Source organism: Aquamicrobium soli (assembly GCF_042646345.1).
Taxonomy (GTDB): Bacteria; Pseudomonadota; Alphaproteobacteria; order Rhizobiales; family Rhizobiaceae; genus Mesorhizobium; species Mesorhizobium soli_A.
Map to the genome: position 1 here is coordinate 1 of NZ_JBHRTK010000044.1, position 2440 is coordinate 2440.

The window sequence follows — 2440 nt, forward strand, 5'->3', positions numbered from 1 at the left end:
TATCCTTACTGACAGTCGTGTTGTGAGCCGCCTTGAGATCGTGGAGACGGGTCGCCGTCGGCGATGGTCCGAAGCGGAGAAATTGGGGATTGTCGAAGAGAGCCTCTCGGGGCCTCGGCTGGCATCGGCGACGGCTCGTCGGCATGGGATTTCGAACCAACTCCTGTTTGCGTGGCGCAAGGCGTATTGTGATGGCCGCCTCGGCGACATCAAGGGGTTCATTCCTGCCGCGATCGTACCGGAGCGCCCAGTACGGAGCGGGGGCTCGGGCTATGGCCGGATAGAGATCGTGGTGGCGAACGGCCGGCGCGTTGTGGTGGATCGCGACGTTGACGTCGAGGCTCTGATACGGATTGTACGCGCACTGGAGCAGCCCGGATGATCCCAGTCCCCAGCGGGGTGCGCGTGTGGCTTGCGACGGGTTACACGGACATGCGCCGCGGCTTTCCCGGCCTGTCGCTACAGGTTCAGGAAGTGCTTCGCCGTGATCCGCTGTCGGGTCATCTGTTCTGCTTTCGCGGTCGCAGAGGCAATCTTTTGAAAGTGATCTGGCATGATGGCCAGGGCGCCTGCCTGTTCACGAAGCGACTGGAGCGGGGTCGCTTTATCTGGCCGAGCCCGGCCGACGGTGCGGTGACGATCTCGACGGCGCAGCTCGGCTATCTCTTGTCGGGGATCGATTGGCGCCACCCGCAGAAAACATGGCGGCCGACGCGGGTTGGCTAGCAATTAGCTTTTGAAACCGCACGAAAAAGCTGATTCACTGGCTTCATGACGTTGCAGCCGGACGATCTTCCTTCGGACCTCGCAAGCGCCTTGACGGCGCTGCGGGCCGAACGCGAAGCGCGGATGCAGGCCGAGGCGGTGACCGCCAGCGTGCAGGCGAAACTGTCGGACACCGAGGCGCTGATCGCGCATCTGCAACTCGTGATCGAGAAGCTGAAGCGCGAGAAATACGGCCAGCGGTCCGAACGCACGGCACGGCTGATCGAGCAGATGGAACTTCAGCTCGAAGATCTCGTGACCACGGCAAGCGAGGACGAGCTTGCCGCCGCTGCCGCGGCGGCGAAAGCCCACAGCGTGCGCGCCCTTACGCGCAAGCGGCCTGTCCGCAAGCCCTGGCCGGAAAACATCGAGCGCGAGCGAATTGTCATCGATGCTCCCGCCGTTTGCTCCTGCTGCGGCGGAGCGCGGCTCTCCAAATTGGGTGAGGACGTGACTGAGACGCTGGAGGAGATCCCACGCCGCTTCAAGGTGATCGAGACGGTGCGCGAAAAGTTCACCTGTCGCGATTGCGGGAAGGTCAGCCAGGCGCCGGCGCCGTTCCACGCCACGCCGCGTGGCTTCATCGGTCCGCAACTGCTGGCGACGATCCTGTTTGACAAGTTCGGCATGCACGCCCCACTCAATCGCCAGAGCACCCGCTTCAAGGCCGAGGGGATCGATCTGCCGCTGTCGACGCTGGCCGATCAGGTCGGCCACGGAAGCTTCGCCGTCATGCCGCTCTTCCAGTTGATCGAGAGCCATGTGTTCGCTGCCGAGCGCCTTCATGGAGATGACACCACCATCCGTATCCTGGCGAAGGGGAAATGCACGACCGGGCGCATATGGACCTATGTGCGCGATGATCGTCCCTTTGCCGGACCTGCGCCGCCGGCAGCGGTCTATTACGCCTCGAGTGACCGACGCGGTGAGCGTCCCCAGAAGCATTTGGCCGCCTTCGCCGGCATCCTGCAGTGCGACTGTTACAGTGGCTTCGAGCCGTTGTTCGACCCGCAGCAGAAGGAGCGACCGATCTCGCCGGCCTTTTGCTACGCCCATGCGCGCCGGGGGTTCTTCGAACTGGCCGACATCGAGAAAAAGGCCCGGGACGGCAAGAAGGGCAAACCGATCTCGCCGATCGCGCTGGAAGCGGTCAGGCGTCTCGACGCCTTGTTCGAGATCGAGCGCGCCATCAACGGTTGCGGCGCCGACGAGCGGCGGGTTGTGCGTCAGGAGAAGAGCAAACCGCTTCTCGACGACATGCACGCCTGGTTGTTCCACGAACGCGAAACCCTCTCACGCTCCGCCGAGGTGCTGAAGCCGATCAACTACATGCTCCGGCGCTGGGACGACTTCGCCCGCTTCCTCGACGACGGCAGGATCTGCCTTACCAACAACGCGGCCGAAAGAGCGTTGCGCGGCATTGCTCTGGGACGGCGCAACTGGACCTTCGCCGGTTCACAGCGCGGCGCCGATCGCGCCGCCGTTATGCTTACTCTTATCACCACGGCACGCCTCAACGACGTCGATCCGAAAGCCTGGCTCGCCGACGTCCTGGCCCGCATTGCAGATCTTCCCTCTTCGCGTCTGCACGAACTGCTGCCTTGGGAATGGGAGCGTCTGCGCCGAACCGACACGATCGTTGATCAGCAAGCCGCCTGACCTTCATAAAACTCCA

Annotated in this window: 3 protein-coding genes; all 3 read left to right on the forward strand. The window is 63.4% G+C overall.

Features of this window, described 5'->3' with window-relative positions:
- The first annotated feature begins 1 nt into the window (after position 1).
- Genes tnpA through tnpC form a run of 3 tightly spaced genes read left to right on the forward strand, consistent with a single transcriptional unit; the run spans position 2 to position 2424 of the window.
- Positions 2-382, forward strand: a complete 381-nt coding sequence (gene tnpA / locus ACFOHJ_RS24850) for an IS66-like element accessory protein TnpA (protein WP_378225838.1) — start codon at positions 2-4, stop codon at positions 380-382.
- On the forward strand, positions 379-726 hold the full coding sequence (tnpB, locus tag ACFOHJ_RS24855; RefSeq protein ID WP_378225840.1) for an IS66 family insertion sequence element accessory protein TnpB: 348 nt from the start codon (positions 379-381) through the stop codon (positions 724-726). The genes tnpA and tnpB overlap by 4 nt, the downstream gene beginning before the upstream one ends.
- A 45-nt stretch (positions 727-771) precedes the next feature.
- Positions 772-2424 (forward strand): IS66 family transposase, encoded by a 1653-nt coding sequence (gene tnpC / locus ACFOHJ_RS24860; RefSeq protein WP_378225842.1) that lies wholly within the window; start codon positions 772-774, stop codon positions 2422-2424.
- The last annotated feature ends 16 nt before the right edge of the window (positions 2425-2440 follow it).